Here is a 25,238-nt window from a genome sequence, read left to right on the forward strand (position 1 = left end):
CGGATTTTATAACAGGGGTAAACGGCAAAAACGAAATATTATTCATAGTCTTCAGGCTCCTTATGTTCCAAAGCGAAAAGTTATTATTGGAAAGTTGCGTGAAGCGAAGCTATCCCGCTCTTAATCGCCAGTTAGGGAAGCCCTCGAAGAGGATCGCCAATTCGTCGCAAAATACTAACACAAGTGCCGTACAATTATCCCACCATCCGGCATCAACCAACCTGCTAACCCCATGCTTTGCGATTACCTGGTACAAATCCTCACCGCCCGCGTCTACGATGTTGCTCAAGAAACAGCCCTAGAATGCGCCCCGAATCTATCAGCACGGCTCAACAATAAACTTTTGCTGAAGCGAGAGGATATGCAGTCGGTGTTTTCCTTCAAACTGCGGGGTGCGTACAACAAAATGGCGCAACTGTCGCCGGATTTGCTAGCACAAGGTGTGATTGCAGCTTCCGCCGGCAACCACGCCCAAGGAGTCGCCCTCGCCGCCCGTCACCTGGGAACTCGCGCGATCATAGTCATGCCCGTAACGACCCCGCAGGTGAAGGTAAATGCGGTGATAGCCCGTGGTGGAGAGGTAGTCTTGCATGGGGATGCTTACGATGATGCTTACGCTTTTGCGCGTCAATTAGAGGCGGAAAAAGGTATGACTTTTATTCACCCTTTTGATGACCCCTACGTGATTGCTGGACAGGGTACGATCGGCATGGAAATTCTGCGGCAACATCAAAAACCAATTCACGCGATTTTTGTGGCAATTGGTGGCGGCGGATTGATTTCTGGAATTGCGGCTTATGTCAAGCGGTTGCGGCCGGAAATTAAGATTATTGGCGTCGAACCGGTGGATTCCGATGCAATGAATCAATCGCTGAAAGCCGGTAAACGGGTGCGTTTGTCGCAGGTGGGTTTATTTGCTGACGGCGTTGCTGTGCGGGAAGTGGGGGAGGAAACTTTTCGCTTGTGTCAGGAGTATGTGGATGAGATTATTTTGGTGGATACGGATGATGTTTGCGCGGCGATTAAGGATGTTTTTGAAGATACGCGATCGATCTTAGAACCTGCAGGCGCTTTGGCGATCGCAGGTGCGAAAGCTTACGTCGAACGGGAACAAATCGCAGGAGAAACATTAATTGCTGTTGCTTGCGGCGCGAACATGAATTTCGATCGCCTGCGTTTTGTAGCAGAAAGAGCCGAGTTTGGCGAACGCCGCGAAGCCATTTTTGCAGTCACAATTCCCGAACAACCGGGAAGTCTCCGCAGGTTTTGCGAATGTCTGGGAAAACGCAATTTAACTGAATTTAGCTATCGAATTGCGGATGAGAAAGAGGCACATATTTTTATCGGCGTACAAATTCAAAACCGTGCGGATGCGGTGAAGATAGCCGCAAGTTTTGAAGATTGTGGCTTCAAGACTTTGGATTTAACTGATGATGAATTAACGAAGTTGCACGTGCGGCATATGGTGGGCGGGCGTTCGATGCTGGCGAATCATGAATTGTTTTATCGCTTTGAATTTCCCGAACGTCCGGGTGCGTTGATGAAGTTTGTCGGTTCGATGAGTCCTAACTGGAATATCAGCGTTTTTCACTATCGAAATAATGGCGCCGATTACGGGCGAATTGTGGTGGGAATTCAAGTACCGCCCGATGAGATGCAGGAGTGGCAGGCTTTTTTGGATACGCTGGGCTATCAGTATGGGGATGAGAGTCAGAATCCGGCGTATAAGTTGTTTTTGAGGTAGGGGTTTTTGGGGAAAGTTACTTGGTTTATGAAGGAGGCGGTTGAAACCGCTTCTTGTCAAACGAAGTCTGCCTCCGCAGACTAAGAAATAAAGGGAGTATTTAAGCCGGACTTGGTATGGCATCATGGGGTGCATGGGAAAAGCTGGTCGAGTTTTGAGAGATGTGCTGAACACCTATGGCATTAGCCAAAACAAATTGGCATCGCAATGGGTGTGCGAAGTTCTGTTGTCTATCGTTGGTTTAATGAGTTGATAGATCCAACGGTCAACACGCTTGTGAAGATGGTTGTGGCGTTAAAGTTGCTTGATATAGATGCAGCGCGGGAGTTTGTGCAGCGCTATTTGGGTGAGATTTTGGAGGATGAGGGTGAGGGTGAGGTCGATCGGTCTACAAACACAGAATAGACTTATTGTTCAGAAGGTCGATCGAACTTGACGGGGGATTCCCTTCCGGATAGCTTCGCTGGCGCGCACTTTTCCAGATAGACGCGATGGGAAGTACAATAAAGTTGAAGAATCTCGGTAGAGCAGCATCAAGTTAACCGCATTGTTTACGATCCTGTGAAAGAGGTGATTGTGCAATGGATAAGCTAGAGCAGTATCGTCAGTGGATTCAATCATTATTGACTGAATATGTGGCAACTCCGATCTCCAATGGTGCTATTGAATCCCAAACGCTTTTTGATACGCAGCGGGATCATTATCAGGTGACGAATGTTGGTTGGGATGGGCATCGGCGAGTGTATGGATGTGTGCTGCATTTGGATATTAAGGATGGTAAGATTTGGTTGCAGCAGAATACAACGGAGATGCGAGTCGCGCACGAGTTGGTGGCAATGGGTGTGGCAAAGGATGATATTATCTTGGGATTTCAAGCGCCCTATGTGCGCGAATATACGGGCTTTGGGGTGGCTTAGCCATTGCCAAGGATGCGGCAATGCTTTTTTTAGAAAGAAACCGGGTTTTTTACGAAAAGACGCGTTGCAGCCAGCAGATTCCGCAAAAACCCGGTTTCTGGGCCCCATGTGTAAGTCCTAATTTATTGCCTGCATCAACACTGCACCAGCACCAAAAGTATCGTAGGGGGTTGGTAAGTAGTAAATCTTGTAAGGTTCCAAAGGAAAAATATTCTCACTGATATCTTCTTCTGCGATTAGAATGCGGATTAACTCTCGTTTGTCGATCGCAGACAGTTGTCTAATGGTAGGGAGTAATTCTGTTAGTGTCATCGGTTGTTTTCCTACGATGCGTCTATGTTAACGGTAGCAGGTTAACGTAGTAATTGCAACTTCCAGGGGAGCTTGAGAAAGATAGGCGCGATCGATCGCATTTTAGTTGCGATCGCGCGGCGGTATGATATTCCTAATGTTGAAACGATTTGGTAGTTGCGGGCGATCGCACTTGGGTTTTCTGGTTAGGGCGATCGCCTTTGTAGTTACAAACTGTTTACTTTTAGCTTCTGGTTAGATAAGTATGCTACTTTTGAAGAACATAAATATAGTCACTTTTGTCGGACTTATCTGTCACAGTAAATTCCACTTTGTATGTGGAAGCATTTGTGATGTCTATGTTTTCTCTCAATGCTTCACCACGATTTAAATCAATATTCTTTCGTAACTTTCCGTCAACGTATATTTTAGCTACTATGCTATCCAATTCCGAATTTTCAGGTAAGGCATATGCTAAAGGAAGCTCACCAAAATTTTTCTGAATTTCACACACAATCGACCGAGGACTGTTTCTAGTAATATAGAATCTTGATACTGGTTTTGCAGCTTTATTTGCAACAGGAATTATATCTGTGTATTCACCCTCATTGGCTAAGGTCCCACCAAAATTTTTACACTCGACTTTTGGTGGCTTCGGCTCCTTTGCAGAGATTTGAGTGGGTGAAAGTCCCGTAGGAGTAGCACCAACAGGGACTGGAGTTGGTTTATCAGCAGATATTGGCGGTGTTGAGAATGAGGTACTCTTTGAGGTACTCTTTAATATATATGCCTTTGCTACGACTGAACCTCCTTTTAGATCTACTATCTCACTAATTGTTTCAAATCCCTCTTTCCTCAGCGTGATTTGTAAATCTCTTGTGCTAGGTATTTTCACCATGACGTAGCCATTTGACTCAGTAACTGCTGTCGCGGCTATTCCTCTCTGAGATGTGAATTCAACGTTAACACCTGCAAGAGGTGCTGAAGATTCAGTTCTAACGATGACAGGAACCTCTTTGATTTCAGCATCTTTAGAAGACTGATTAGTTTCAAATCCGAAAATTTGACGAACTTTGGGAGTGGTGACAGCTACTATAATAGCTAAAGTTGAGAGCAAAATACCAATATAAACAGTCCACCTAGAGTTCATAGAGTTATTTCCTTATAACTAATTTTTGATCGTGCCTTAAATATCCATACATCGGTGCAAACTGCATTTCCGAACATTCCGATAATTAATTTGTTATACAGGAAAGTTATGGCTGCTGACGGGGCAACAAGTAGCGTAAAATCTAAGCTAGCAAAGGGTTTAATTAGATAGGCTTCACAAACATAGAAGCAGTCGATCGCTCTTTAAAAAAACTAAGGGCGATCGACCATCTTTATTTGACCAAACCTGTGCATAGAGGCTCTTTTCCTGGACGACTTACGCAAGCTCGAATATCTGTTATGTCTGCAGACAACATACCCGTAACTTGAGGTTCTGGATAATCATCTTGCATACGCAGAGGCTGGAATCGTTTTTTATCTTTGCCCTCAAAGTAAATAGTTGCACCAGGCACGGTTGGCAGTTTGACCCAACGAGCATGACATTTAGCGGAGTATTTTATCTCAAGATTCAGATTCTTGAACTTTTCCCCTAACTCTGGAAAACTAACGAGTTCGGTAGTGTAAATACTCATATCTTGATCGCAAAGATTTTTTGGAGCACGTCCTGTGCAACTCTCTGCTTTGCAATTTCCTAAATCAGCTTGTTTTTTTTTTTAATATATATGTCTTTGTTACGACTGAACCTCCTTTTAGATCTACTATCTCACTAATTGTTTCAAATCCCTCTTTCCTCAGCGTGATTTGTAAATCTCTTGTGCTAGGTATTTTCACCATGACGTAGCCATTTGACTCAGTAACTGCTGTCGCGGCTATTCCTCTCTGAGATGTGAATTCAACGTTAACACCTGCAAGAGGTGCTGAAGATTCAGTTCTAACGATGACAGGAACCTCTTTGATTTCAGCATCTTTAGGAGCAGGAACCTCTTTGATTTCAGCATTTTTAGGAGATGGATTAGTCTCAAGTCCCAAACCATAACGAACTTCGGGAGTGGTGACAGCTACTATAATAGCCAAGACAGAGAGCAAAATACCGATATAAACAGTCCACTTAGATTTCACAGAGTTGCTTCCTTCTAACGAATTTTTATCAGGCCTTAAATATCCATACATCGCCGCCAACTGCATTTCCGAACTTTTCGAGAGTTAATTTGTGGTACAGTAAAATCATGGTTGCTGACGAAGTAACAAGCAGCGTGAAGGCTTAGCTAGAAAATGGTTTAAGGTGATTTGCAAAAACTCTAGTAGGATGCTGATGGCAGACTCATCCATACTATACCGATCGCCCAAAAATTGTCCATAAAAAAAAGTTGGAAAAAGTGGGAACTTCCTAAAATTCGGATGCGCTGCCCCAAAAGTTGCAAAAAGTTGGAAAAAGTTTGCTATAGTAACTAAAATTATCTCACCATCCAACCTATGGACAGTCCTCAGATATTGCAATTTGTCGATGAAGCTGTCTGCGCCACGACAGGCAAACATCTAAACAACTTGCAGCGCAAAATTATCACGGGAATACTGAATCGTAAAAAGTATACTGATGTTGCAGAAACTTATGGTTATAGTTCCCAGCACGTTAAAAAGGCTAGTCACGAGCTTTTGCAAATGTTATCTGAGGTGTTTGGCGAACCCGTTAAGAAAAGTAATCTTGAATCCGTTATAGAAAGACAGATAAATCAGAATATAAATCTGGGCAAAAATAATAATTTTCAAAATAACAGAATTAGCTACGTCAATAATTGCCCTAATCCCTCTACTTCTACCCCAGATGAAACTCAGCCGGAAAATCCCGACTTGCAGGAGGAAACCATAAATCAAACTAAGATTGAAACAATAGATAAATTACGGCAGTTTGGCTTGAGCGACGAACAAATTGCAGAAGCGCTAGATATACCTTTAGAACAGGTTAAACAGGTGGACTTGGAGGAGTAAAGTCTCCTACAGTAATGAAAAGGTAAGTTTTGAAAAGAAATTAGGAGAATCAATTGAAAATCAAAATTATTATTCACGAAGCAGAAGAAGGCGGATATTGGGCAGAAGTTCCTGCTATTCCGGGCTGTGCAACAGAGGGAGAAACCTTCGAGGAACTGCTGCAAAACCTCTATGAAGCAATCGAAGGTTGCCTTAGTGTAGATATTGAATCGATCGAGACAAATGAGCGAGACAAAATTATGGAGATTGCGATATGAACTCCATGTCTGGCAAAGAGTTAGCCAAGCTGCTAGAACGTAATGACTGGATATTATTAAGAGTTCAAGGCAGTCACCACATCTACGGGAAAGCGGGAAGCTCAATCCGAATTTCTGTGCCAATTCACGGTAATAAATCTTTAAAAGTTGGGCTACTCAGACACTTGTTAAAACAGGCGGGTTTATCGGAAAATATTCATCAAAATACTAGCATAGTTGAAGAGTCAAATAGTGACAAGAAGGCGGCAAATGAATCTGATTCGAGCGATGAAGAACAAGAATAAAATTGCCTCCATCTTGCGATGAAAGTAATAACCCAGCCTACAAGCTATTTTGGGAAACATCGCAAATCCCTGCAATAAAGGTTTCGCCGTCAATCGGTGGAGTATGTTCGGACATGGCAACAGCAGCATCTATCTTAACTCGTACAGATTCGATCCACTGGGGCTCGGCGAGAGCTTCTTGGAACTCTTCAAGCCATTCGAGAAATTCTGCGAGTTCATTCTGTGGAAGTTCCCTTACTGCTGTCTTCAGTTCTGCAATGTTCATGGGTAAGTAACTTTTTTTTGCTAATAGGCGTTTACCTGTGTACTCTAATTATCAGATTGTTCCCATGAAATAGGGGAGAAAATCTCAGACTCACCCTACAACACAAACTAGAATCATCGTGCAAACTCATAGGCAATATTCGTGATGCGGCCGCGCCAGTAGGGAAATAGCGAGCCATCAGGCAGTTGCCACGCCACCTCACCGGAGAGCGGAATCCGCATACCGTCTCGCAATTCGTAGTCCCAGAAACGGCCAATCCAGGGCGCAAACACCAGCCCCCCGTTAACTGTACGGGCGCGGGCCTCGGCGCGGATACTGGCGATTAGCCCTGCTTCATCAAAGCGGAAATCCAGGGAAACAGCGGTGTCGCCATCCTGTAGCGTTGCTCTGGCGGAAGAATTGTCGATCGCCTCCCAGCGAACACCCTGACTCGGCAGCAGTCTCGTCGGATACCAAGCAGCCTCCGCGAAAAAGCGCATCAGTTCCCCTTGTGCCGCTTCTGGGGTGCCGCGGATATCCGCCAGAGTCACCAGGCCCAGCAGCGCCGCATGGAGGATGCCTTCGCCAGAAATGTAGGCATCATGAACGAACGCATTGATACCGGGCATCATGGCAATTCGCCCGTCCCAATCAAAGCCAGGGCGCTGAGTAATTACCAATTGAGTTGAGGTGAAGGCGCTCCATTTTTCTGCGGTTTCGCTCATGTTAAACGTGCCTTCGTGGGAAACCCGCGCTGTTGCAATTAGCGGTTGTCCATCCTTGAGCACCGCACGAAAGTAGCGCTGCACGGGCTGGGGTAAATCGGCGATTTCCCGCGCATCAAATGTGAGAGGTTTAATCGGCAAGCGTGCAGCTTCCAGATTGGCTCGCAGTTCCTTGGTACCCAGATGCCAGCGGTATGCTCCAAGGGCGATCGCCCCAACAATGCCAACTACTAGCGCGAGAATGATTAGTACGATCGGCGATCGCCACATGGTGATTCCTCTTGATAGGTAAAAACAAGTTAATCAAATGCGAGTCTTAAACCCATCTACCCACTACAACTCTCAGCGTTCCATCTGCCAAAGTTTCCTCTTCTTCAACATTAAAACCCTCTGACTGCACCGCCGCCATCAAACTTTTGCGCGCGTATTTTTGACTAATTAAATTAACAAATTCCTGCTGATTAATTCGAGCGCCCCAAAAATCCGCCACCAATTCGTAATCCTCTTCGCTGCGGCGAAAACCCAAATCGTAACCATTGGATTGCCGAATCACGTACTCCGCATTAGTTTTGTCACCGCGATAACCCCGTACCTGCACATTGCACTCTACTTGATAACCCAACTCTTCCAACACTTGATGTAGCAGTTCGCCGTTCTTGATCTGAACCTTGATAGTTGTGAAGTGTGACATATCACTTTCGGATTTTTGTGTGAAACGCTGATTTGATTATAATACTATCAAGTGCAACAGTCAATAAGTTAGAAATGGCGCTCTTAAACCAGGTTTGAGCGTCAGCGAAAGCAGCCAGGTTACAAGCTTCCGGATTCATCTGTGCAGAAATTAAAAACATAGTATCCGATAACAATTCCCCAGATTCATCCGTGAGTTCGCTTTCTTCAATCCTCCAATTCTTCAAATCTAAAATTTAAAATCTAAAATCCTATGATGGCCGATAATCCTAACCAACCCAGAGAATATGATGCCGTCCTCGGCGGCCAAAGTCAAATCCCGATCGCCGGCGCTGTTTTGGGAGGGATCGCTGGGGTCAAGCAGCGCTTCAACAGTCCTAGTATCGAGGCTCGGATTGCCGCTGTTAAAGATGCTCCTAAATACGGAGGCGCTGGTTTAAATTTAGCAATTGAGGCGCTGCTTGACTCCGCACCAGAAGTGCAGCGAGTTGCTTATTTAATTTTGCGATCGAGGACAGAACCTCTAGTGCGCCAAGCTTTAAAAGACTTCGTGCCTTACAAGCTTTTTGACTGCATCCGCAGTGTGAAAACTGGGACAAATGTTGCGATTAGTCCCGGAGGATCTCGCACGGCGAGTTTGCACGGGAAAATAGTTAGAATTTGCGATGTAGAGACAGGAGAAATACTCTATAGTGTTGACAAGTATCCCCGCGCTCAAGAAACTTTTGTGCTTTGCCAAGAAAGCGAAGTTTTTGTGAGGAGCAGAAATACTCCGAAACACCGCGCGATCGAAATTTGGCAGGGAGGAGAATTGCAGCATACTTCCCTCGGACATGAAGCGGAAATTAGCGCAATTGTCATCAGTCCCGACAGTCAAGTTATCGCCACAGGTTCGGCAGATACTACTATCAAAATTTGGAATTTAGAGACGGGTAAGTTAATCTGTACCTTTGGCAGTCTTTTAACTTGGGGAGCTCATAAAGCAGGAATTGTTAGTCTTGCTTTTAGCCCGATCGCACAAACTCTCGCTAGCAGCAGTTCTGACGGTACAATTAAACTGTGGAACCTCCGCAGCAGAGAATGCTCCCAAACAATTAAGGGTTACGCGAATTGTCTGGCTTTCAGCCCAGACGGGCAGACTTTGGCTACTGGCGGCTGGGACAGAAATATTCAACTGCGGCAGCTATCGAATCCAGATAGTTCAATCACTTTAGCAGGGCATTTTAACTCGATAAATGCGATCGCCTTTAGTCCCGACGGACTCACTGTTGTCAGTGCTAGTGCTGATGGTAATATCAAATTTTGGAATGCCAGTACCGGCGAACATATTCACACTCTCAGCGGACATCAAAACTCTGTTACTTGTCTTACTTTTAGCAGCGATGGTGCAACTATTATCAGCGGCAGTTTAGATAAAACTGTCAAAATTTGGGGAGTTAATTGAAGGAAGAAGGAAGTTCGGCAACGGATTCGCTCCACGGATGTAGCGGATGGAAGAAATAGAGAATAGAGAATAGGGAATAGGGCATAGGGCATAGGGCATAGGGCATAGGGCATAGGGCATAGGGCATAGGGAAGAATGCAGAAGGCAGAAGGCAGAAACAAGAGGGAATCGACCTCATGATTTTCACAAATTAAGTACCTCCTAACCATTCAGGTGCTGGCTATATTTACAAATTCCAGATTCTAGATTCCTCGGTGCGTGAATCTACGCAAACAAATATAATAAATTTACAATCCCAGTTATTGTGCAAGCCGAAAATCGCGGAACTTATTTTTGCACTACTACAAATAGTTACCGTAAAAATACCGACTGGCAGGCATTATTCAGCTTATTATCAATTTGTGAACTGTCGCCGAAAAGCCTGAGCGAGCCGCAATTTCTGAATCCTTTAAAGTAGCTTTAATATATCGCATCTGGGTCGGATGAGTATTCCTGCTAATTGTAATATTTGACTGAAAAAGTTTATTCTTAAAAGATAGGCTAGGGTTAAATATACAGTGCGCCCTAGAGTAACCATGTCACACTGCAACCAATCCATCTGCCGTTCCCGCAATCTCGCAGAAATGTGCGATACTGCTGCCAGTTGGCAGCAAAAAGCCGATCGACTAACGGTAGAACTAAACACCACCCAGGATCTGCTTCACGCAGAAATCGATCGGCTCAAACAAGCCAACGAAACCCTTCACGCCGCTGTCAGTTGTGCCCCTATTTTCCTGTGGGCAACAGACAGAGACGGCAAGTTAACCCTTGCAGCAGGGAAAGGATTAGAAAATTTGGGACTCAAACCATGTGCAACTGTCGGGCTATCGATTTTTGAAGTTTACAGCAGCCAACCAGATATGTTAGAAAATATTGCTGAGGTATTAGCAGGAAACGATCACAATTGGAATGCCCGAGAGGGGCATTTTATTCACGAAATTCGATCGGCAGCCCTGCGAGATGGAAACGGCGAAGTTGTCGGCGCAGTTGGTGTTTCTACTGAAATTACCGAGCGCGAGCACTCCATCGCAACTCTGGAAACGGCAAATCAAGAATTAGAAGAGAGACTTCAGCAGCAGACGGCAGTCTTCAATGCAGCACTTGCCGAAAGCGAAAAAAAGTACCGCAACCTCGTAGAAACCTCCCAAGAATTGATTTGGTCGATCGATATTGAAGGCCTCTTGACTTTTGTCAATTCCGCCGCCAAACGCATCTACGGTTACGAACCGCCAGAAATGATCGGACGCCGCTTCACCGATTTTTTAGTTCCCGATCAAGAAAGTAGACCAAGAGAAATATTTGCCCAACTTTTAGCGAGAACCAAACTTCAGCCACAAACAGCTAATTCTCCTTACGAAACAGTACACATTCGTAAAGACGGTACTCCCGTCCACCTGCGCGTCAACAGCATCGTCAACCAAGCTGAAAACGGCGCTATTTTAGGCTTGTGCGGAACGGCGACAGATATTAGCGATCACAAGCGATCGGAAGAAGCACTCCAAGAAGCTACAGACCAACTTCGCGCCGTTTTGGATGCCGTACCCGGACTGATTTCTTGGATTAGTTCAGATTTGCGGTATATAGGAGTCAACCAGCACTTAGCAACCTCATTCAACCTGTCTCCTGAAAGCTTTGTCGGTCAAGAAATCAACTTTCTCGACAAAGGCTCGACTTTTGGAGAACTGATCAGAAAATTTTTTGACAGTTCATCTCAGCAAACCTGGCAAGAAATAGACATTGAAATTAACGGTTTCGTCCGCAACTATTTGATAGTAGCTCAGAAATATCATCAGGGAAGCGCAGCAGTTTCCGTAGGAATAGACATTACCGACCGCAAGCGTGCGGAAGCTCTCAAAAACCAATTGATCTGCTCGTTGCAAGAATCAGAACACAAATTTCGCAGCCTTTATGAAGCCACCAGCGACGCAGTAATGTTGCTTGACGAAAAGGAGTTTTTTGACTGCAACCTCGCTACCTTAAAAATATTTGGCTGTAGCAACACAAAACAATTTTACGGCAAAAAACTGAGCGACTTTTCCCCACAATTTCAGCCTAGTGGACAAGACTCATCCAGTCTAGCAATACAGAGAATATCGACAGCAATGCAAACAGGTAGCTGTCGCTTTGACTGGGTACATAAACGACTCGACGGTTCAGAATTTCCCGCTGAAGTGCTGTTAAATGCAATGGAAATTAAGGGACGAAAAGTAATTCAAGGAGTAGTGCGGGATATTACAGATCGCAAGCGCGACGAAGATGGCATCAAAGCATCCCTCGCAGAAAAAGAAGTTCTCCTCAAAGAAATTCACCACCGTGTCAAAAACAACCTCCAAGTTATTTCCAGTTTGCTCAAACTTCAGTCACGCTACATCCAAGACAGCCACGTTAGTGAAATGTTAAAAGAAAGTCAAAACCGAGTCAGATCAATGGCCCTGGTTCACGAACAATTGTATCAATCCAAAGACTTGTCAAACATTGACTTTGCTGAATACATCCAAAATCTCGCCCACAATTTATTCCAAGCTTATGAACTTCATGCAGAAGGCGTTAAGTTGCAAACAAATATTGCGCCGTCTTCTCTTAATATTGATACGGCAGTTCCTTGCGGGTTAATTATCAACGAGCTTGTGACAAATGCCCTAAAATATGCCTTTAAAGGACAAGTTAAAGGTAAAATTAACATTGATTTCACTTTAGATAATAACAGAGTTTGCGTGCTAACTGTGAGCGACAGCGGAATTGGTTTCCCTCAAGACTTAGATTATCGCAAAGCCCGAACTTTGGGCTTGCGACTGGTCGGGTCTTTAGTCAAGCAAATCCGGGGGAAAATAGAACTGTTAGAAACTCCTGGCACGACTTTTAGAATAACCTTTTCTCAACCCAAGTTGCACTCTGAGGAGAAAAATTAGTGTCCAACAAAAAAATTCTGATCGTTGAAGACGAGAGCATCATTGCGGAAGACATTTCCGACAGTTTGATATCTCTAGGATATAGAATAACTGGCATGGTCTATTCTGGAGAAGAAGCGATTGAATCGGCCGCCAACTTGCGCCCGGATTTAGTTTTAATGGATGTTAACCTGCAAGGAGAAATCGACGGCATTACAGCAGCCGAAGAAATTCGCTTGCGCTTTCAAATTCCGGTAGTTTATCTAACAGCTTATGCCGATGAAACTACTTTGCGACGAGTACATAGTACAAAACCGTTCGGCTATATTGTCAAGCCCTTTGAAGAAAAAAACTTGCACACAACTATTCAACTGGCACTCTACCGACATCAGTATGACAGCTTGACCAATTTGCCGAATCGTTCATTTTTGCGAGAAAATTTAAGTCGAGTATTAGATGGTCAAAAAGAATTGTCAGGAGTCATTCCCGTTGTCACGCTTAGCTTAGATAAAATCAACCGCATTAACAGTACCTGGGGACACGATATCGGCGACTCAGTGCTTTGCAGCATCGCCCAGCGCCTAACTAACTGCATGGACAACATTAATATTGTTGCTCGTTTGGAAGCGGCAGAATTCGCGCTGATTCTCAAACCAGTTGCAGAAAAACAGGATGTGGCTAAGATTGCTCAAAGCATTTTAGATATTGTATCCCAAGGTATGATTGTCAAAGATTGCGAAGTCTCTGTCACTGCTAGTATGGGGATCTGCTTGTATCCCGGAGACGGCACTGACGGAGATGAAATGCTGAAAAATGCTTATATAGCAATGTATCAATCTCAGCAGAAAGGCGGCAATACTTATCATTTTTATACTGCAAAGAATGCTAATTTTTTTATTAATACACTTCTTCAAGAAACTTCACTGCGCCAGGCTTTAAAAAGCTCAGAATTTGAAGTATACTATCAGCCGCAAATAGAAATCAAAACAGGTAAAATTATTGGTGCTGAAGCTTTGGTGCGCTGGAATCATCCAGAACGGGGGCGAGTTTCTCCGGGGGAATTTATTCCAATGGCTGAAGAAATGGGCTTGATTGCACCGTTGGGCGAATGGGTATTAGAGACTGCTTGCAGACAAACTAAAACATGGCAAAGAGCAGGTTTGCCACTCCTGCGAGTGGCAGTTAACGTGTCAGCCCGTCAATTCGAGCGCAAAAATTTCACGGAAAGAGTCAGGGAGATATTAACAGAAACTGGTCTTGATCCCAAGTGTTTGGAATTAGAACTGACGGAAAGTCTGGTTTTGCAAGACGAAATTGCAGCAGCTAAAGCTTTTACGATGTGGAAAGATCAGGGGATTAGGATAGCAATTGATGATTTTGGGACTGGATATTCTTCTTTGAGTTATCCGAAACGCTTTCCGTTTGATGCGATAAAAATAGACAAGAGTTTTATTTGCAACATTGCAGACGATCGCCAAAATGCAGCGATCACAATAGCGATTATTCAAATGGCACACTGCATGAACATGACGGTGGTGGCTGAGGGCGTAGAAAATAAGGAGGAACTTGATTTTTTGTGCGAGCACGAATGTGACGAAATTCAAGGCTATATTTTCAGTCAGGCTTTGCCAAGGTCTGAGTTTGAAGCGCTGCTGAAAAGCGATAAGTGCTGGAATTTAGATCAATTCCGGTTGCAATGCTCATGACTGTTAACTGTTGACTGTTGACAACTGACAACTGACAACTGGCTAATTTAAAAGATACGATCGCCCAACCAACTTCCCAGCCACAGCCCGAAACCCGAAGTAGCCACCAACAGGATAACCGTGTAAAGCCCGCTGCTGGTGTGGATCAACCTTTCTGCAGCTACCATCCGCGCCACAACTCCAGCAATAATGCCGATCGCAGCCCAAGCCCCATAAACAGTCTTAGACCCGGCGATAGCAAAGGCTTGGACGATCGCCTCCAAGCCCGCCCCAGCCCAAGCCCCAGCCCACCCCCCAATCCCCAGCCCGATCGCACCAGAGAGCCCGACGGGGCCGCCAGAATTGACGCCTAGTTCCGTCGCCAGCCCGCACGTCAAGCCGACAATCGCCCAACACACGGCCGCCACCAACGCCTTAACCCAATAATTCCCAGGAACCGTTCCCGCCAGCAATCCCACCACTGTCACTACTCCCCCTACAGCCAAAACAGCAGCCACAGCCCGAGACTCAGCCTCGGAACTGGCGATCGCCCCCAAACCAGCCCCAACTGCGGCCCAAGCAGCCCCTGTGACCTTTCCTCCCGCCTGAAAACCAGCGATCGACCCCCCTACCGCCCCAGCCAAAACTAACGCCGCCAGCCACACTCTAGGCGTTGCTGAACCCTCCGCCAGCAAAATCGCGGCCCACAGCCAATCTGCACCGCAGATTAAAGCCCACATCCACAGCGGGGCGGCTGATTTCGTCAAAATCCAACCGGTCAAAGCGTAACTCGCCACGGCGATTGCCAGCGGCCACCAAGGGAAGCTTGAATAGTGTTGAGATGGCCGCACTTCCCTCGGCGCGCTTCGCGGTTTTGAGTATTGAGTTGAAAATTCTTTTTTCCTTTTCGAGGTAAGCTTTCGATAGTGTTGAGATGGCCGTGCTTCCCTCGCAACGCTTCGCCCTGGTTGCTTTCTGCCCCGCCACGCTTGGCGATTTTGAGTTGTAAATCGTTTCTTGCTTGAAGAGTTCTTTTGAGTTTGAAATTTTTTGGAGGCGGTTTTTGGGCGGGTTTGACTGCGCTGGGAACCAGGCCTAGCGGCTGATTTTCGAGAAGGCCTTCTCAGCGGCTTTTCCGGCGCAGGCGGCGGTGGCTGCGGAAACTGTTTTTCGATCGACCTCGATGATTCAGGCTGACTCAGAAACAACACCAACTGCTGGTAAGCTTCATTAATTTCTGTTAATCTTTGTTGAGCTTTTTGTTGCAGGCGATCGTTGTGGGCAAACCGATCGGGATGCCACACAAACGCTAAATCCCTGTAAGCACGCTTAATTTCTTCTAGGGAACTTCCCGGCTCAATTTCGAGGATTTCGTAGCATCGATTAATGTCAGCCATAGGCTTGGGGCAGGTGTTTGTAAATTCGCGTGAAGCGAAGCTATCCCGTAGGGAATCGTACTTAACATCTTGTACTATTCTCAGCCAAGCTGCACAGTAAGCCGAGATCCGCTCAAGTGTCAAGCGTCCTCAAGTCTGCGGGCCATCCTTCTGGTCGATCAATGCAGGCGGACAACTGAGTACAATGAGAAAATCCTTTCGTGCGATCGGTATTTGTGTCTGTGTCGGCAAATCAAGCTCCCATCTTCATCTTAGTTGACGGTCACTCCCTGGCCTTTCGCTCCTACTTCGCCTTCGCCAAAAGTCGAGACGGAGGCTTGCGAACTACGACAGGCATTCCCACCAGCGTCTGTTTTGGCTTTCTCAAGTCGCTGCTGGAAGTAATGGCGGCTCACGACCCCCAGTATATGGCGATCGCCTTTGACCTCGCCACGCCCACATTTCGCCACGAAGCAGACGAAACTTACAAAGCCGGTCGTGCGGAAACTCCCGAAGATTTTATTCCCGATATCAAAAACCTGCAAGAACTCCTCAGCTATTTGAATTTACCTGCAATAACTGCTCCCGGCTACGAGGCCGACGATGTTTTGGGAACTTTGGCAAACAAAGCCAGCGCGGCCGGTTATCAGGTCAAAATCCTCACGGGCGATCGAGATTTGTTTCAATTAGTAGAAACCGAAAAACAAATCAGCGTATTATATTTGAGTACCGATGAACTCAGGCGATCGGGCAAAGGCAAATCCCAAGAATACGGCCCGGAAGAAGTCAAAGCCAAACTCGGTATTTTGCCCGAACAAGTAATAGATTACAAATCCCTCTGCGGCGACAAATCCGACAACATCCCCGGAGTCAAAGGCATCGGCGACAAAACCGCCCTGCAATTGCTGGAAGCTTACAATTCCCTAGATGGAATTTATGCAGCCATTGATGAGATTAAAGGAGCAACTAAGAAAAAGCTAGAAGAAGGCAAAGAAGCTGCTTATCATTCTCAACGCATGGCGACAATTGTCCAAGACGTGCCATTAGAAATCAACTTAGAAGATTGCAAGCTTATAGGTTTTGACGAATCAGCCTTGATTCCAATGCTGGAAAAGTTGGAATTTAAAACATTTTTAAGCAAAGTTAAACAAATTCAAAAGCGTTTTGGTGGTGTTGAAGAAAAGGAAAAACAAGAAGAGGAATCCTCGTTCCCAGGCTCTGCCCGGGAACGCATATCCAGAGGCTCTGCCTCGTCTGAAAACACCCTAGAACAGGCATTGGAGGGTGTAAAAGAGCCATTGGAGGGTGTAGAAAAGCCCTTGGAACAGGGCGGGCAAGATGCCCACCCCACGTCACCTCAAACTTTTGAAAATTCAGAAGATAAAGCATTAGATTTCTATTCTCCCGACGAAACTAACGCAGATATGGAGAGAAAAAAAGCCGCTCAGCAACAGAAACAACCGCCAATTAAACCCCGAATAATTCAAACAACCGAACAGTTAAACGAATTAGTCCAACTGCTGGAAACTTTAACCGACAAAACCTCACCCGTGGCGTGGGATACCGAAACCACCGCCCTCGAACCGCGAGACGCCGAATTAGTCGGAATTGGCTGCTGTTGGGGCATCGGTGAAGAGGATCTCGCTTACATTCCCACGGGACACAAAACGGGCACAAACTTGGACAAAGCCACAGTTTTAAATGCTTTGCGTCCGATTTTGGAAAGCGAGAAGTATCCGAAAGCGCTGCAAAATGCTAAGTTCGATCGATCGATCCTGCGATGTCAGGGAATTAAACTAGCCGGAGTCGTCTTCGACACCATGCTAGCCAGTTACGTACTCAATCCCGAAACCAGCCACAGTCTCAGCGAATTGTCCAAGAAACACTTAGTCGAGTCAGAAGACAATCACAGTGTCAGCGAATCGTTAAGGGAATACTTACGCACTAATCCCAAAAGTTATAATCAATTAGTACCAAAAAACAAAACAATTGCTGACATCAGCATTCGAGAAGTAGCCGACTACTGCGGCATGGATGTTTACACTACATTTCACTTAGTTGGGGAACTTAAAGCCAAATTGAAGGAAGCTGATGAATCTAGCTTTCCCGGAAAAACTTTGGAGGGGTTATTGCTGGAAGTAGAACAGCCCCTAGAACCAGTTTTAGCAGAAATGGAATACTGCGGAATTCGCATTGATTCAGCTTACCTGCAAGAACTGTCGCAACAGCTAGAAAAGAGCTTAACAGAAATAGAAGAAAAAACTTATCAAGCAGCGGGGAGAAAGTTTAATTTAGGTTCCCCGAAACAACTCAGCGAAATCTTGTTAGAAAAAATCCCCGATGAGTTTCAGAAAAAGTCTCGCAAAACTAAGACGGGATACTCTACAGATGCGGCTGTTTTGGATAAATTGCAAGGAGACCACCCGATTGTAGACGATTTATTAGAACACCGAACATTATCCAAGTTGAAATCAACTTATGTCGATGCTTTGCCTCAGTTAGTGCGTGCGGATACTGGGCGAGTGCATACAGATTTCAACCAAGCTGCAACTGGTACGGGAAGGCTTTCTTCTTCCAATCCCAATTTACAAAATATTCCCATCCGCACAGAGTTTTCACGGCAAATTCGCAAGGCTTTTTTACCAGAAGCAGGTTGGCTGATGGTGTCGGCTGACTATTCTCAAATCGAACTGCGAATTTTGGCTCATTTGAGTCAAGAACCTGTGTTAATTGAAGCTTACCAAAATAACCGAGATGTGCATACTGTGACGGCTCAACTGTTGTTTGAAAAGGAAGAAATAACTCCTGACGAGCGCAGGTTTGGCAAGACGATTAATTTTGGGGTAGTTTACGGTATGGGGGCGATTAAGTTTGGCAAATCGATGGGTAAAAGCGCAGCAGACGGCAAAGAGTTTATTAAGCGATTTAACGAGCGTTACAGTAAAGTTTTTGAATATTTGGAGAAAGTAAAAAAACAGGCGATCGCCCTCGGCTATGTTACCACAATTCTAGGCCGCCGCCGCTATCTAAACTTCGATAAAAATGGCAGCCTCCGCCGCTTACAAGGCAGCAATCCCGAAGACATTCGCTCAAACGAACTTAAATCTCTCAGCAGAGATGACGCCCAATCTTTGCGGGCGGCAGCCAACGCTCCCATTCAAGGTTCCAGTGCTGATATCATTAAACTTGCCATGATTGAGGTACACAAAATTTTGCAAAACTATCAGGCGCGGCTGCTGCTGCAAGTTCACGATGAATTAATATTTGAAGTACCTCCCGATGAATGGGAAGAATTGCAGCCGAAAATTAGAACTGCGATGGAAAATGCTCTGCAACTTAGCGTACCGCTGATAGTTGACATCCACGCTGGGCAAAATTGGATGGAAACTAAATAAAACACAGAAATATGAGCCAACCTAAAATCGCCCTTTTCCCAAAAATAAAAACCTTAAGTGCAGTTGCTCTGCTATTGCTACTATTCGGGTGTCCACAAAAGTTAGCGCCCAACAACTATGCTGTCAAGCGAGTCAGCGACGGTGACACCCTCGTCGCCAGCGATAACGCCGGGAAAGATATAAAAGTGCGTTTTGCCTGCATAGATGCACCGGAAGTCGCGCACACAAATGCTGAGAAAAATAGCAAAGCAGCAGCAAAAAAAAATCAATTTAAGTGGGGAAATCTAGCGCACCAAAGAATGCAGCAGCTAGTCAAACAAGGAGGCGGTCGCGTTGTTTTGACCGTCACGGATACTGACCGCTACGGCCGCAAAGTTAGCGAAGTTCGCTTGCCAAATGGTACATTTGCCCAAGAAGTTTTGACCCGCGAAGGATTAGCAATGGTTTACCGTCCTTACTTGAAAAACTGTCCGAGTGCAAGTATTTTGGAACAAGCGGAAGCCGAAGCTAAGAAAAATCGCCGCGGCGTTTGGGGAGATTCTAAGTTTGTTCCCGCGTGGAAATTTCGGAACAGTGATAAATGATTGGAAGAAACCCGCTCGACTTCGCGATCGGGTAAAAAGAAGGAAAATGGTAGGAGTACGAGCTAACTCTTGCCTTCGGAGTTTTGTTAGTCTAGTATTGCCACAAGTTTCAACCGATTTGTATATTGACAGGGACAGGATTATGTTGTTGGCGTGGAATATGGGAACCTGTATCAGACATTTACAGTCTTGGACTTACTCAGGTTTTGTTAAACCCCGTCTCTACTATAAATCTTAGGTTTAGCTGCTCCGCATCGGCCCAGAAAGCGGGTTTCTAGATACCGATGCCGATAGTCCTAATTTAGTAGAATACAATCAGGACGAGGTTCTGCTCCTACGGTCTACAATCTGTGGAGTTTCGGCGATAGCTGACGCCAGATCCATCTCAAACTAGACATGAGTTCGATCGCACTTTTCTCCGACCTGTTTTTTCGGAAAAGTCAACAAATGTGATAGGCTCCAGATAAACTAATAGACTGCTGACAAAAGCGGTCTATTGCAATCACCCAAAATTAACTTTAAGGGACATCAATGAATTTCAAACATCTGGTTATTTCCGGCCTTGCCCTGATCCTCGGTACTGCAATTGTAGGAAATGCGATTGCTCAAGAACTGACCGAAAACGAAAAAACGGTTATTTGTCGCTTGAAAACAGAAGTTGACCAGCGGAAAAGCAACGGTCAAAAATTAGTATTTTTGCCGTTGCTGGGCCAAGTTCGCAAGCAAGTTTCATCTCCTTTTAGAGCAACGCTGCATCCTAATGTGGAGTATGTTTTTGTTGCCACTTGCGACGGAAATTGCCAGGATTTAAACTTATCTCTCAAGGATGCAAGCGGTCAGGAAGTCGCTGTGAGTCAAAAAACAGGCGAATTGGCGTCAATCTCTTTTACTCCCCCCTCCCAAGGCGAATATCAAATCACTGCTAAGCCTGGGGAATGCACGACGGCAGAGGGTTGCAGTTACGGCCTGGGAATCTTCGTTCCTGCCTCTGCTAGCGTACCTAATGCTTCAAGAATTCCTGCTGAGATAGCACAATTTCGACTTTGCCAGTAGGGGAACAGCGATAGAGTTGTGGGTTGCGAGTAGAGTAGAGTTTTTAATCAGAAATCTAACTCATAACTTGCAACTTATAACTCGCAACTTATCTCGCAACCACGCCAGACGGTGAGTAGGTTCTTAATTAGTGAAACCATGCCTTTGACTGGTTCTTACTTCTTGCTTTTTTTACTCTGAGCGACTTGCCCTGCCCTTCGACTTGGCTCAGGAACCGCGACTTGCCCGATCGCATCGCCGAAGGGAATGTAGCCGAAGGCAGCCGAAGAGCCTTCTTCCTTCTGCTATAATTTGTTACGCATAACTGCTCCAAACTGTCAAGCCGATCGAGCTGTGGAACCCTGCAAAGACCCCACAACTGCCGAAACCTGGCTTGAAGCCAGAACTTTATTTACCCTCATGCAGGCATCAATTAGAATATAGATGGTGCCTCTCAAAGGTGACGAGTACATTGCCCATGTCTTTAACCTTAGCTTTGAAAAATCAACTGCAGAACCGTCCTCAAATAGGGTTGAAAAGTCTGTTGGGCCGCTTAGGTATCAGGCAGAAAATCGGCTGCGGATACGCCTTGGTCATTGGTATTGCCGTTTTGGGTGCTGTGGCGGGACGGGGAGTAGAATCCTATCACAAACAGCAAGTTAGAGAAAAACTAGCGATCGACCGAGATAAAGCGGAAATCCTGACAAACCTCAATAACACGGTGCAGGAAGTCAGAATTCAGCAGCAAGAGCTCGCGAGTCTGACGACCAAACCGCAAATTTTCGATCAGGAACGATCGGAATTCCTGACTCGCGTTGCTCAGATGAGCGGCATCCTCGAACAACTGCAAACCCTACCGCCGACGAAGAATGCCGATATTGCCAAAGACTACCAACTGCTTCAACAGTTCGCTCAAGTCAACGGCAAAACCGTAGAATCATACTTTCAACAAGTACAAAAATTGTTGGCTACTGCGAAATTATCTGCTTTGAATCCGCAACAGCAGCAGGCTTTCGGGCGGAACTTGAACAATTTTGTGGCGGGCGAAACTGCTTTGAAACTCAAACAGTTTTCCGAGGATTCAGCCCAACTGGCCGTCAACTTTCGCGAGAAAGCAGACGAGGCATTGAGAACCTACGAAAATGCCGAAAAACTCGGAACTCTCATTCTCGTTGGCTCTCTCTTGATATCAGGTGCGATCGCAGCAATTCTAGCAGCATACACCAGCGGGGCGATCGCTCGCTCCCTAGAAGCCACCACCCTCATTGCTCAGCGAGTGACAGAAGAATCTAACTTTGACCTGCAAGTACCCGTCACTACTTCCGACGAAGTGGGAATGCTAGCAATTTCCCTCAACGAACTAATCCAAAGAGTAGCGGAATACACAGAAGAATTGCACGAAGCAAAAGTAGCCGCCGAAGCTGCTAACCGCTCCAAAAGTGCATTTCTCGCCAACATGAGCCACGAACTACGCACCCCCCTCAACGCCATCATTAACTACAGCGAAATGCTGCAAGAAGATGCTCAAGATTCCGGTTCAGAAGACTTTCTCCCGGACTTAGAAAAAATTCAAACCGCAGGCAAACACCTGCTGGATATGATCAGCGACATCCTCGACATTTCCAAAATAGAAGCCGGTCACGTCACCCTTTATTTGGAAAACTTCGACGTGGCGACCATGATTGAAGAAGTGATGACTACGGCTCAACCGCTAGTAGAAAAAAAAGGCAATGCTTTAGCACTAAAAACAAAAGGCGAACTCGGCACAATGTACGCCGATCAACCGAAAGTGCGGCAAATTCTCCTTAATTTGCTCAGCAATGCTGCCAAATTTACCGAAAAAGGCGTCATTACTATCGGCGTGGAAAGAATTAAAATTGAAAAATCAAGACCGACGAAACCAAATAAAAATAATGATATTCAATCGGGTTCAAGCTACACTTCTCAAGTTTTAATGTTTCGAGTCAGCGACACCGGCATCGGCATGACAAACGAGCAATTAGAGCAGATATTTAAACCTTTTACCCAAGCTGATGCTTCGACTACCCGCAAGTATGGAGGCACAGGTTTGGGATTGACAATTAGCCAGCGTTTGTGTCAAATTCTCGGTGGCGAAATTAGCGTCGAAAGCGAAGACGGTAAAGGTTCAACTTTTATTGTCAGTCTCCCGGAACGGGTTGTGATGCAGGCATGAAGTCAATCGATTTTAGATTTTAGATTTTAGATTTTAGATTAAAGAATTGAAGCCTTGACCCCACGGATAAATTCGGGGGGCAAGTTTCATCGGATACAGGTTTTTTATTTCTGGACGGATGAATCCGGGGGCTTGTATCCTGGATGCTTTCGGTGAGGCAATATATGGATTTTGACACGGATACACGGATTAATTATTGAGCATTCGTCAATAGTCAGGAGGCAGATATTCAAGGAAAAAGAAAGAGGGAGGAAGGAAGAGGGAAATTTTAAAATATATTGATATAGCAACCGCCAAGGCTGTTAGGGCATAAAGTGTAAATAGCCCCAATTGCCGTGCGATCGCAAAACCCATCTCCAAAGTTGTACTCTTAAATATCAATACTTGGGACAGTTTTTGATTACCAGCCGTAGAATAAGGGTTTCAAGGCTCCAAGGCGATCGAGCTACCAACGGAAAATCGAGGGTTTCAGACTACGAAATAAAAACAGTTCGGACTATTGAAATATCAGGGCTTATGAATATTACTCGCGTCTCAGTTGACTCAGCAGGCAATCAGGCCAATCAAGGCCCATCAGTATCCTCCCATCCTTCCATTTCGACCGACGGGCGGTTTGTGGCGTTTGGATCTCCAGCATCCAACCTCGTGCCGGGGGACACTAACGCTGAATCCGATATCTTTGTGCGGGACACGCTAGCCAATACCACCACCCGTGTCTCAGTTGACTCAGCCGGCAATCAGGCGAACGGCATTTCCGTCGCGTCCTCCATCTCAGCCGACGGGCGGTTTGTGGCATTTTCCTCTAATGCCACCAACCTCGTGCCGGGGGACAGTAACAATAAAAACGATGTCTTCCTGCGCGACACACTAGCCAATACCACCACCCGTGTCTCTGTAGACTCAGCAGGCAATCAGGGGAACAGCCATTCCGTCGGGTCCTCCATCTCAGCCGACGGGCGGTTTGTGGCATTTTTATCTTTTGCCACCAACCTCGTGCCGGGCGATACTAACGATAACCCTGACATCTTCGTGCGGGACACGCTAGCCAATACCACCACCCGCGTCTCTGTTGACTCAGCCGGCAATCAGGGAAACAAGTATTCCGGCGAACCCTCCATCTCAGCCAACGGGCGGTTTGTGGCATTTAGGTCTGATGCCACAAACCTCGTGCCGGGGGATACTAACGATAACCCTGACATCTTCGTGCGGGATTTGTTGACGAATACCACCACCCGCGTTTCTGTTGGCTCAGCAGGTAATCAGGGGAATAATGGGTTCGGCGAACCCTCCATCTCAGCCGACGGGCGGTTGGTGGCATTTTCTTCTAATGCCACCAACCTCGTGCCGGGGGATACTAACAATAGACACGACATCTTCGTGCGGGACACGCTAGCCAATACCACCACCCGCGTCTCTGTTGACTCAGCCGGCAATCAGGCGAACGATTCCTCCGTCTTCAGCCCCTCCGTCTCAGCCAACGGGAGGTTTGTGGCGTTTTCTTCTAATGCCTCCAACCTCGTGCCGGGGGATAGTAACAATAGCCACGATATCTTCGTGCGGGATTTGTTGACGAATACCACCACCCGCGTCTCTGTTGACTCAGCAGGCAATCAGGGGAACAACGGGTCCTTCGAGTCCTCCATCTCTGCAGATGGGCAGAAAGTAGCGTTTTCATCTGAGGCTAGTAACCTCGTACCGGGGGATACTAACTTTACTTTCAATAGCCGCCTCGATGTCTTTGTTTCTGACACCGGTAGCACTCCAGGCAATAACCCTCCTGATAACAGCATCAACGGCAGTCCCGACAACGACATCCTGTTTGGCACCAGCGGCAACGACATCATCAACGGTGTGGAAGGGAATGACGTACTTATGGGTTTACGAGGCAACGATATGCTTGTCGGGGGCGACGGCAGCGATGTCCTGAATGGTGGCAAAGGTTTTGACACCCTCAACGGCGGTTTAGGAAACGATATTCTAGTCGGCGGTGGGGGCAACGATGTTTTTGTTTTAGGTGTCGGATTGGGAGTTGATACGATCGTTAATTTCGTCAAGTCTCAAGATACCGTGCAATTAATCAATGGCTTGACCTTCGGACAGCTATCAATTTCGCCGGGAACTGACGGCACATTAATTACAGTAGCCAGCAGCGGTGAAGTTTTAGCTTCTTTGATAGGTGTTGCTCCAAATCTCATCGGTTCTGAAGATTTCATCTCGGTCTAGAGATAGTAAAGCGGTCATTTGTGAAATCACCTTTACTCAGGGAACATGATTAAAATTGGCAAACAATCCTTGGCATTAATAGGCACGGTTATTGCAGTTGTGTAACCTAGTTTTACCGCTTGCTTCACAATAAAGCAACAGCGAATTGAGCAAACTTAAATTTTTATGAGAAGCCCAAAAATGGTTGTTG

The 25,238-nt window shown here is 46.0% G+C and carries 22 protein-coding genes; 14 read left to right on the top strand and 8 right to left on the bottom strand.

Translation table 11 applies throughout. The features are described from left to right. Positions 1 to 211 precede the first annotated feature (211 nt). The 3 genes from ilvA (at position 212) to QUA90_RS07900 (ending at position 2,661) form a co-directional block, all read left to right on the top strand. Positions 212 to 1,744 (top strand): threonine ammonia-lyase, biosynthetic, encoded by a 1,533-nt coding sequence (gene ilvA / locus QUA90_RS07890; protein WP_333083310.1) that lies wholly within the window; start codon positions 212 to 214, stop codon positions 1,742 to 1,744. A gap of 213 nt (positions 1,745 to 1,957) precedes the next feature. Further along, positions 1,958 to 2,149 carry a hypothetical protein gene (locus QUA90_RS07895; protein ID WP_333389187.1) on the top strand — a complete coding sequence of 64 codons (192 nt, stop codon included), beginning with the start codon at positions 1,958 to 1,960 and terminating at the stop codon, positions 2,147 to 2,149. 176 nt (positions 2,150 to 2,325) lie between these two features. Further along, positions 2,326 to 2,661: a XisI protein gene (locus QUA90_RS07900; RefSeq protein WP_333444767.1), complete on the top strand. Its 336-nt coding sequence runs from the start codon at positions 2,326 to 2,328 to the stop codon at positions 2,659 to 2,661. A gap of 117 nt (positions 2,662 to 2,778) precedes the next feature. Here the strand turns inward: QUA90_RS07900 and QUA90_RS07905 are convergent, their stop codons facing one another. From QUA90_RS07905 to QUA90_RS07920, 4 genes are all read right to left on the bottom strand, one after another. Further along, positions 2,779 to 2,973 carry a hypothetical protein gene (locus QUA90_RS07905; protein WP_333444769.1) on the bottom strand — a complete coding sequence of 65 codons (195 nt, stop codon included), beginning with the start codon at positions 2,971 to 2,973 and terminating at the stop codon, positions 2,779 to 2,781. Between the two features lie 247 nt (positions 2,974 to 3,220). Then, positions 3,221 to 4,102 (bottom strand): hypothetical protein, encoded by an 882-nt coding sequence (locus QUA90_RS07910; RefSeq protein WP_015177437.1) that lies wholly within the window; start codon positions 4,100 to 4,102, stop codon positions 3,221 to 3,223. A 232-nt stretch (positions 4,103 to 4,334) separates the two neighbouring features. After that, positions 4,335 to 4,634 carry a hypothetical protein gene (locus QUA90_RS07915; RefSeq protein WP_015177438.1) on the bottom strand — a complete coding sequence of 100 codons (300 nt, stop codon included), beginning with the start codon at positions 4,632 to 4,634 and terminating at the stop codon, positions 4,335 to 4,337. A 64-nt stretch (positions 4,635 to 4,698) separates the two neighbouring features. Continuing rightward, the gene (locus QUA90_RS07920) at positions 4,699 to 5,187 is read right to left on the bottom strand and encodes a hypothetical protein (protein WP_333444771.1); all 489 of its coding nucleotides are present in this window, start codon (positions 5,185 to 5,187) and stop codon (positions 4,699 to 4,701) included. A gap of 288 nt (positions 5,188 to 5,475) precedes the next feature. Here QUA90_RS07920 and QUA90_RS07925 point away from each other — a divergent pair, with 288 nt between their 5' ends. Genes QUA90_RS07925 through QUA90_RS07935 form a run of 3 tightly spaced genes read left to right on the top strand, consistent with a single transcriptional unit; the run spans position 5,476 to position 6,529 of the window. Next, positions 5,476 to 5,988, top strand: coding sequence for a hypothetical protein (locus QUA90_RS07925; RefSeq protein WP_333444773.1), 513 nt, complete (start codon positions 5,476 to 5,478; stop codon positions 5,986 to 5,988). 53 nt (positions 5,989 to 6,041) lie between these two features. Next, positions 6,042 to 6,245, top strand: coding sequence for a type II toxin-antitoxin system HicB family antitoxin (locus tag QUA90_RS07930; RefSeq protein ID WP_332960085.1), 204 nt, complete (start codon positions 6,042 to 6,044; stop codon positions 6,243 to 6,245). Continuing rightward, positions 6,242 to 6,529, top strand: a complete 288-nt coding sequence (locus QUA90_RS07935; protein WP_333444775.1) for a type II toxin-antitoxin system HicA family toxin — start codon at positions 6,242 to 6,244, stop codon at positions 6,527 to 6,529. The genes QUA90_RS07930 and QUA90_RS07935 overlap by 4 nt, the downstream gene beginning before the upstream one ends. A gap of 37 nt (positions 6,530 to 6,566) precedes the next feature. On the opposite strand, the gene QUA90_RS07940 is transcribed toward QUA90_RS07935, so the two are convergent. The 3 genes from QUA90_RS07940 to QUA90_RS07950 form a co-directional block, all read right to left on the bottom strand. Continuing rightward, the gene (locus tag QUA90_RS07940; protein ID WP_333444777.1) at positions 6,567 to 6,794 is read right to left on the bottom strand and encodes a hypothetical protein; all 228 of its coding nucleotides are present in this window, start codon (positions 6,792 to 6,794) and stop codon (positions 6,567 to 6,569) included. Positions 6,795 to 6,907: 113 nt separating this feature from the next. Next, entirely contained in the window at positions 6,908 to 7,768 is an 861-nt protein-coding gene (locus tag QUA90_RS07945; protein ID WP_333444779.1) for a DUF6920 family protein, read from the bottom strand. A gap of 46 nt (positions 7,769 to 7,814) precedes the next feature. Next, positions 7,815 to 8,189: a DUF1257 domain-containing protein gene (locus tag QUA90_RS07950; RefSeq protein ID WP_333321831.1), complete on the bottom strand. Its 375-nt coding sequence runs from the start codon at positions 8,187 to 8,189 to the stop codon at positions 7,815 to 7,817. A gap of 252 nt (positions 8,190 to 8,441) precedes the next feature. Here QUA90_RS07950 and QUA90_RS07955 point away from each other — a divergent pair, with 252 nt between their 5' ends. The 3 genes from QUA90_RS07955 (at position 8,442) to QUA90_RS07965 (ending at position 14,265) form a co-directional block, all read left to right on the top strand. Continuing rightward, complete coding sequence (locus QUA90_RS07955; protein ID WP_333444781.1) at positions 8,442 to 9,632, top strand: WD40 repeat domain-containing protein; 1,191 nt, start codon at positions 8,442 to 8,444, stop codon at positions 9,630 to 9,632. Positions 9,633 to 10,207: 575 nt separating this feature from the next. Next, a complete protein-coding gene (locus tag QUA90_RS07960; RefSeq protein WP_333444783.1) occupies positions 10,208 to 12,580 on the top strand; it encodes a PAS domain S-box protein in 2,373 nt (790 codons plus the stop codon). Continuing rightward, a complete protein-coding gene (locus QUA90_RS07965) occupies positions 12,580 to 14,265 on the top strand; it encodes an EAL domain-containing protein (protein ID WP_333389390.1) in 1,686 nt (561 codons plus the stop codon). Before QUA90_RS07960 ends, QUA90_RS07965 begins: the two co-directional genes overlap by 1 nt. 47 nt (positions 14,266 to 14,312) lie before the next feature. Here the strand turns inward: QUA90_RS07965 and QUA90_RS07970 are convergent, their stop codons facing one another. Next, positions 14,313 to 15,641 (bottom strand): J domain-containing protein, encoded by a 1,329-nt coding sequence (locus tag QUA90_RS07970; RefSeq protein ID WP_333389392.1) that lies wholly within the window; start codon positions 15,639 to 15,641, stop codon positions 14,313 to 14,315. A gap of 200 nt (positions 15,642 to 15,841) precedes the next feature. Between QUA90_RS07970 and polA the strand changes: the two genes are divergently transcribed. The 5 genes from polA (at position 15,842) to QUA90_RS07995 (ending at position 25,048) form a co-directional block, all read left to right on the top strand. After that, complete coding sequence (gene polA, locus QUA90_RS07975) at positions 15,842 to 19,015, top strand: DNA polymerase I (protein ID WP_333444785.1); 3,174 nt, start codon at positions 15,842 to 15,844, stop codon at positions 19,013 to 19,015. 11 nt (positions 19,016 to 19,026) lie between these two features. Further along, complete coding sequence (locus QUA90_RS07980) at positions 19,027 to 19,599, top strand: thermonuclease family protein (RefSeq protein WP_333444787.1); 573 nt, start codon at positions 19,027 to 19,029, stop codon at positions 19,597 to 19,599. Between the two features lie 531 nt (positions 19,600 to 20,130). Further along, entirely contained in the window at positions 20,131 to 20,652 is a 522-nt protein-coding gene (locus QUA90_RS07985) for a hypothetical protein (RefSeq protein ID WP_333444789.1), read from the top strand. Between the two features lie 457 nt (positions 20,653 to 21,109). Continuing rightward, positions 21,110 to 22,825 (top strand): ATP-binding protein, encoded by a 1,716-nt coding sequence (locus tag QUA90_RS07990; RefSeq protein WP_333321815.1) that lies wholly within the window; start codon positions 21,110 to 21,112, stop codon positions 22,823 to 22,825. Positions 22,826 to 23,341: 516 nt separating this feature from the next. Further along, positions 23,342 to 25,048, top strand: coding sequence for a calcium-binding protein (locus tag QUA90_RS07995; protein ID WP_333444791.1), 1,707 nt, complete (start codon positions 23,342 to 23,344; stop codon positions 25,046 to 25,048). The last annotated feature ends 190 nt before the right edge of the window (positions 25,049 to 25,238 follow it).

Source organism: Microcoleus sp. D3_18_C4 (assembly GCF_036702355.1).
Taxonomy (GTDB): Bacteria; Cyanobacteriota; Cyanobacteriia; order Cyanobacteriales; family Microcoleaceae; genus Microcoleus.

Bases quoted from the DNA above. Each gene is read 5' to 3' on its own strand.
- QUA90_RS07990 (WP_333321815.1), top strand. From the start codon at position 21,110: ATGTCTTTAACCTTAGCTTTGAAAAATCAACTGCAGAACCGTCCTCAA.
- QUA90_RS07995 (WP_333444791.1), top strand. From the start codon at position 23,342: ATGAATATTACTCGCGTCTCAGTTGACTCAGCAGGCAATCAGGCCAAT.
- QUA90_RS07940 (WP_333444777.1), bottom strand. From the start codon at position 6,794: ATGAACATTGCAGAACTGAAGACAGCAGTAAGGGAACTTCCACAGAAT.
- QUA90_RS07960 (WP_333444783.1), top strand. From the start codon at position 10,208: ATGTCACACTGCAACCAATCCATCTGCCGTTCCCGCAATCTCGCAGAA.
- QUA90_RS07925 (WP_333444773.1), top strand. From the start codon at position 5,476: ATGGACAGTCCTCAGATATTGCAATTTGTCGATGAAGCTGTCTGCGCC.
- QUA90_RS07955 (WP_333444781.1), top strand. From the start codon at position 8,442: ATGATGGCCGATAATCCTAACCAACCCAGAGAATATGATGCCGTCCTC.
- QUA90_RS07900 (WP_333444767.1), top strand. From the start codon at position 2,326: ATGGATAAGCTAGAGCAGTATCGTCAGTGGATTCAATCATTATTGACT.
- QUA90_RS07945 (WP_333444779.1), bottom strand. From the start codon at position 7,768: ATGTGGCGATCGCCGATCGTACTAATCATTCTCGCGCTAGTAGTTGGC.
- QUA90_RS07910 (WP_015177437.1), bottom strand. From the start codon at position 4,102: ATGAACTCTAGGTGGACTGTTTATATTGGTATTTTGCTCTCAACTTTA.
- QUA90_RS07970 (WP_333389392.1), bottom strand. From the start codon at position 15,641: ATGGCTGACATTAATCGATGCTACGAAATCCTCGAAATTGAGCCGGGA.
- QUA90_RS07980 (WP_333444787.1), top strand. From the start codon at position 19,027: ATGAGCCAACCTAAAATCGCCCTTTTCCCAAAAATAAAAACCTTAAGT.
- QUA90_RS07935 (WP_333444775.1), top strand. From the start codon at position 6,242: ATGAACTCCATGTCTGGCAAAGAGTTAGCCAAGCTGCTAGAACGTAAT.
- QUA90_RS07920 (WP_333444771.1), bottom strand. From the start codon at position 5,187: ATGCAGTTGGCGGCGATGTATGGATATTTAAGGCCTGATAAAAATTCG.
- QUA90_RS07950 (WP_333321831.1), bottom strand. From the start codon at position 8,189: ATGTCACACTTCACAACTATCAAGGTTCAGATCAAGAACGGCGAACTG.
- QUA90_RS07915 (WP_015177438.1), bottom strand. From the start codon at position 4,634: ATGAGTATTTACACTACCGAACTCGTTAGTTTTCCAGAGTTAGGGGAA.
- QUA90_RS07905 (WP_333444769.1), bottom strand. From the start codon at position 2,973: ATGACACTAACAGAATTACTCCCTACCATTAGACAACTGTCTGCGATC.
- QUA90_RS07985 (WP_333444789.1), top strand. From the start codon at position 20,131: ATGAATTTCAAACATCTGGTTATTTCCGGCCTTGCCCTGATCCTCGGT.